We start from the raw sequence: 5,034 nt of genomic DNA on the forward strand, positions 1-5,034 counted from the left end.
CGGAGGTGAGGCCGTATGACCACTCACCGATCGTGCTCCCTCAACCACACCAGTCTTCGATCAGCGAAAGAGCCACGCGCATGACTGACACGCTCACCGCTCCCTCATGGGAGTCGGAAGTCCTGGAATCCGTCCCCCGTGGCTTCCTCGCGCACGACTGGCAACCCGCCACCGGAGGCCGCACCTTCGAGGTGCGCAACCCCGCAACCGAGGAAGTCATCGCCACCGTCGCCGACTGCGGCCCTCAGGACGCGGTGAGCGCACTGGACGCGGCGGCCGCGGCTGCCGACCAGTGGGCCCGCACCAGCCCACGGGACCGTGCGACCGTCCTGCACCGGCTCACCGACTCCCTGCTCGAACACCGTGAGCGTCTGGCCCGGATCATCACCCTGGAGATCGGCAAGACGATCACCGAAGCCCGGGGCGAGGTCGACTACGCCGCGGCCTATTTCCGTTGGTACGCGGAGGAGGCGGTCCGTCCGCACGGGCGCAGCACCCCCTCCCCGGACGGGAGGGGTCACATCGTCACCGTCGCCGAACCGGTCGGACCCTGCCTGCTGATCACCCCATGGAACGTGCCGCTGGCCATGGCCGCCCGCAAGGCCGCCGCAGCCCTCGCCGCCGGCTGCACCGCCGTGCTCAAACCGGCCGCTCTCACCCCGCTGTCCTCCCTGGCGCTGGGCGAGCTGGCTCGTGAGGCCGGCGCGCCACCCGGTGTCCTGACCGTGATCACCAGCAGCGACGCGGCAGCGGTCACCACGGCGCTGCTGACCGACCCCCGCCTGCGCAAGCTGTCGTTCACCGGGTCCACACCGGTCGGCAGGCTACTGCTCCAGCAGAGCGGTGCGCGGGTGCTGCGCACCTCGATGGAGCTGGGCGGCAACGCGCCGTTCCTGGTCTTCGACGACGCCGACCTCGACCTCGCGGTCCGCGAAGCGATGATCGCGAAGATGCGGCTGGGCGGCCAGTCCTGTGTCGGCGCCAACCGGTTCCTCGTCCAGGAGTCAATCGCCGACGCGTTCGCCGCGGCGCTGGGCGAACGGATCGCCGCCATCCGGGTGGGTGCACCGGACCGGGAGGACACCGGGCTCGGCCCGCTGGCCGACCACCGGGCAGTGGACAAGGTCCGCCATCTCGTCGAGGACGCCGTCGCCCGTGGTGCCGTCGTCGTCGCGGAGGCGGACATTCCCGACGGGCCGGGCCATTACGCGGCGCCGACCGTGCTGGACCATGTCCCCGCCGACGCCGCGATCATGCACGAGGAGGTCTTCGGTCCCGTCGCCGCCATCCACCGCTTCTCCACCGAGGCCGAGGCCATAGCGGTGGCCAACGACACCGAGCACGGCCTCGCGTCGTATGTGATGACCTCCCACATCGACCGCGCCCGGCGGATCGCCGCCCGGCTGCAAGCCGGAATGGTCGGTATCAACCGCGGCCTGGTCTCCGAGGTCGCGGCACCCTTCGGCGGGATCAAGCAGTCCGGCCTGGGCCGCGAGGGCGGACCCGAGGGCCTCCACGAGTACCAGCAGCTCAAGTACCTGTCGATGCCTGGCTTCCATACCTGAGCAAGCCGCGTCCGGGGACGCGGTTGCCCGAGTACCTCGCGCTGCATGCGGCGCAGCGCGAGGCGCGAGGGAGCCTAGGGTTCCGTCGTCTCCGGCCTGGCGGAGGTCTGGCTCTCGCCGTCGCCGGGCCGGGGCGCGGGGTCGGGGCGCCAGGTTCTGGGGCCGCCCTTCAGGCGTTCCAGTGTGCGCGTCAGCTGCTGGAAGGGGGACGTCGACTGCGTCGCGGACGGCTGCTGCTCGGCGGGGGCGGCCGCGGCCGACTCGCGGTACACGGCGAGCGCCTCGTGCGCACGTTCGGCCGCTTCCCGGTACAGGTCCCGGGACTGCGTCATGGCCTCCAGCGCCTCGGCGTACATCGCCACCAGCTTCCGCTCGCGGACGAGTTCCTCCTCCAGCGTGAGCAGATGCCACTCCTCCCGCAGCGCGGTGAGGGCGGCGTCCGCGCCGTCCGGCAGGGGCCGCGGCAGCGCGGCGAACCGCGTCACCGCCGCGATGAGGTCGGTCGGCTCCGAACCGTCCAGGAACACCGCGCGTACGGAGAACTCCCCGGCGTCGAGGTCGGCGGGCGCGGGTCTGCCGGGCAGTACGACGGCGCCGCCGCGCGGGATCTCCAGGTCGAACTCCCGCAGCGCCCAGTTCACCACCCGCAGCTGGTGCGGGGCGGCACGGTGCTCCACCACGCGGTGCCGCAGGCTCGGCGCCAGCCACCGGGCCAGCGGCAGCCGGCCGCGCTCGTCGGTGCTCATGGCCTCGTGGACGACGACGTGGACGCACCATCCGGCGTGCCCGGCGTCCCTGAGGAGACGGCGGGCGTCCTTGTCGTCCTCGGGCAGGGCGTTGATCCGGCTCAGCGACAGGCCCGTGGCCGCGTCGTGGTCCCAGTCGCCGTACTCCGGCCAGAACCGGGTGACGGGGGAGGGCCACGCCGGGTCCCACGGCTCCTCCGCCTCCGCGACGATCGTCCACTCCCGCCCGGCGCCGAGATCCGGCGCGAGGCTCAGCCGGGCGCGCACCGTCACCTCGCCGGCGACCCGCCAGCGGGCCTGGAAGACACGCTCCGGGGAATCGCCCCCGGGGTCGGGCAGTTCCAGGAAGTCGTCGATGGTCCGGTTGTCCTTGAGCCGGCGCAGGGTGTGGCGGAGGACGTCCTCCGCGTCGGGTCCGACGTGGCGGCCGCGCGCCGGCCACACCGTGGGAGGCGTCGTGGGACGGGCTGTGGGGGAGGCAGGCATGAGTCCATCGGGCAGCAGGGGCACGTGCGCCTGCCAGTATCGTCGTCGCGGCCCGGCGGAGATCACCGGGGGTCCCGCCCGCCCCCGCGTCCGCCCCGCGACCGTCTTCGAGGTACCTACCGCTCCTCACCTCCCCGATCAGCCTGCGGTTCACGTCCCGAGACGACATCGGTCACGCCGGACTCGTCCGCCGTGTCGTCACCCGGACGAGGTGTGCCGCGACCGCCCGCCTGATCGCCGCCGGTGCTGCCGTAGCCGCCCGGTACGCCGGGGACGCTGTCCGCGTCGGCCTGTTCCCGGCTGATGTGCCGCGTGGCGCGCACCCCGGCGCGCCGCTCGGGATGCGGATAACTGAAGGGACGAGCGGCGGCGCGTGCCTCCTCGGCCGCCTCCGCCTGCTCGGCCCTCTCCTTGGGATCTGGTGCCTTGCCTGCCTTGCCGTCATTCATGCGGTCCGCGTACCCCTGCGCGGCCGGGCCATGTGACGCGGAGGGATATGCGTCAGGACGCCTTTCTCCCGGTGAGGGCACGCCGCACGTGTTCGGCGATCAGCGGGTACACCTCGCGGGCCTTGCCCTCGTCGTCGGCGTCGTAGCCGTGATCGGCGCCGGTGACGTCGTGGTGGCCGACCAGCGCCCCGGCCGTACGGAGCCGGTCGGCGTAGGCGACGCCCTCCGCCTTGAGGAGGTCGTACTCGGCGGTGACCACGAAGGCCGGGGCGATCCCCGTCAGATCGGCGGTGTCCGCGGCGTTGGCCGGTGAGGCGAGGCGATCGGCGCGCTGCTTCGGGTCGGGGGGTTGACCAGGGATGCCGCGGTGAACTTACTTGAGTCAGGCAACCATATGGTAAAGTGGGGTCCCATGTCCCCCTCACCGCTGCCCCTCGACCCCGCTTCCCCGGAGGTGGTCGAGATCGAGCGTGCCCTCACCCGCATCACCTACCTCAGCACCCGGGCCCGGGCGCACGAGCGTCTGATGAGCCTCGCCGGCGTCCCGCTGGACCGCGCCGCCGTGGCGCTCCTGCGGCAGATCGCCGACTCCGAGCCGATGCGCCCGGGGGAGCTGGCCAACCGTCTCGGTGTCGAGGCCTCCCACGTCACCCGCCAGGTGCAGCAGTTGCAGAAGTCCGGCTACGTCAGCCGCGTCCCCGACCCGGACGACCGCCGCGCGCAGCGCATCGAACTCACCCCGGCCGGGCAGCAGGCCATCGACCGTGTGCGCGAGGCCGGTGTCCGCGGCATGCAGATGGCCCTGGCGGACTGGTCGCCCGAGGAACTCCGGCAGCTCGCCGGCCTCTTCCACCGCATGGTCGACGACTTCCTCACCCACGCCAACGACGCGACGGAGCAGGAGCCCGCCGAGCCGGCGCACACCGGCTGAAGCGCGCGGAACCCCAGCCGACGCCGGCGCCCGGGGCGGGGATACGCCATCCACGGCGGGCATGGATGGACGGCGGGCAGGGCATCCCCGGCGGGCACGGCATCATGGTCCGATGGATCATCACTTCGTGGGAATCCCGGAGTTGACCGGCGTCCCCCGCGTCGCGGTCGTCATCGACGTCATGCGCGCCTTCACCGTGGCCGCCTGGGCCTTCTCGCTCGGCGTCGAGAAGATCGTCCTGGCCTCGACGGAGAGCGAGGCGCTCGCCCTGAAGGAGAGCCGCCCGGGGTGGCTCGCCCTCAAGGACGGTCCCCCGGCGGAGGGCTTCGACGCGGTGAACTCGCCCGCCCTGCTCAAAGGGCACGACCTCGCCGGTCGCACGCTGGTGCAGAAGACGACCGCCGGAACCGTGGGCGCGCTCGCCGTCGCGGACTCCCCACTGGTCCTCTGCGCGAGCTTCGTCGTGGCCGGCCCCACCGCGCGCTACCTGCGGAAACGGGCCTCCGGCCCGGTGACCTTCGTCGTCACGGGCGAGGAGGGCCGCGCCGACGAGGACCTGGCCTGCGCCGAGTACATCGGCGGACGCATGGCGGGGGACGGCGTCGAGGCGGCCCCGTACGTGCACCGCGCGAGGACGTCCCGCGCCGCGGCGGACCTCGCCGCCGGGCTGCGCAGCGGATACCACCCCGACGACATCGACCTCTGCCTGGAGGTCGACAGGTTCCCCTTCGCGATGACGGCACGCCGGGAGAACTCACTGACGGTCCTCCGCCCTGCCCCGGTGCCCGACACCCCGTCCGGCGCGGGCTGACCGGAGCCCGCGCCGGGAGTGGGGTCCAGTGCTGTGACCGGAAAGG

Annotated in this window: 6 protein-coding genes; 3 read left to right on the forward strand and 3 right to left on the reverse strand. The window is 72.9% G+C overall.

Going from position 1 to position 5,034, the window contains the following annotated elements:
• Positions 1–80: 80 nt before the first annotated feature.
• Positions 81–1,565, forward strand: a complete 1,485-nt coding sequence (locus AOK23_RS41630; protein ID WP_055717588.1) for an NAD-dependent succinate-semialdehyde dehydrogenase — start codon at positions 81–83, stop codon at positions 1,563–1,565.
• Between the two features lie 74 nt (positions 1,566–1,639).
• Here AOK23_RS41630 and AOK23_RS41635 read toward each other — a convergent pair whose 3' ends face one another.
• The 3 genes from AOK23_RS41635 to AOK23_RS46290 all read right to left on the reverse strand — a co-directional run bounded on the left by AOK23_RS41635 (position 1,640) and on the right by AOK23_RS46290 (position 3,607).
• Positions 1,640–2,797, reverse strand: coding sequence for a hypothetical protein (locus tag AOK23_RS41635; protein WP_107102999.1), 1,158 nt, complete (start codon positions 2,795–2,797; stop codon positions 1,640–1,642).
• A 116-nt stretch (positions 2,798–2,913) separates the two neighbouring features.
• Entirely contained in the window at positions 2,914–3,246 is a 333-nt protein-coding gene (locus AOK23_RS41640) for a hypothetical protein (RefSeq protein WP_055717590.1), read from the reverse strand.
• 52 nt (positions 3,247–3,298) lie between these two features.
• Entirely contained in the window at positions 3,299–3,607 is a 309-nt protein-coding gene (locus AOK23_RS46290) for an alpha/beta hydrolase fold domain-containing protein (protein ID WP_420823800.1), read from the reverse strand.
• A gap of 51 nt (positions 3,608–3,658) precedes the next feature.
• On the opposite strand from AOK23_RS46290, the gene AOK23_RS41650 reads away from it, so the two are divergent.
• Together AOK23_RS41650 and AOK23_RS41655 are read left to right on the forward strand one after the other, a co-directional pair.
• Positions 3,659–4,177 (forward strand): MarR family winged helix-turn-helix transcriptional regulator, encoded by a 519-nt coding sequence (locus AOK23_RS41650; RefSeq protein WP_206336436.1) that lies wholly within the window; start codon positions 3,659–3,661, stop codon positions 4,175–4,177.
• A gap of 112 nt (positions 4,178–4,289) precedes the next feature.
• Entirely contained in the window at positions 4,290–4,988 is a 699-nt protein-coding gene (locus AOK23_RS41655) for a 2-phosphosulfolactate phosphatase (protein WP_055717592.1), read from the forward strand.
• Positions 4,989–5,034 lie beyond the last annotated feature (46 nt).

The sequence above is a fragment of the Streptomyces torulosus genome, assembly GCF_001419765.1.
Lineage (GTDB): Bacteria > Actinomycetota > Actinomycetes > Streptomycetales > Streptomycetaceae > Streptomyces > Streptomyces torulosus.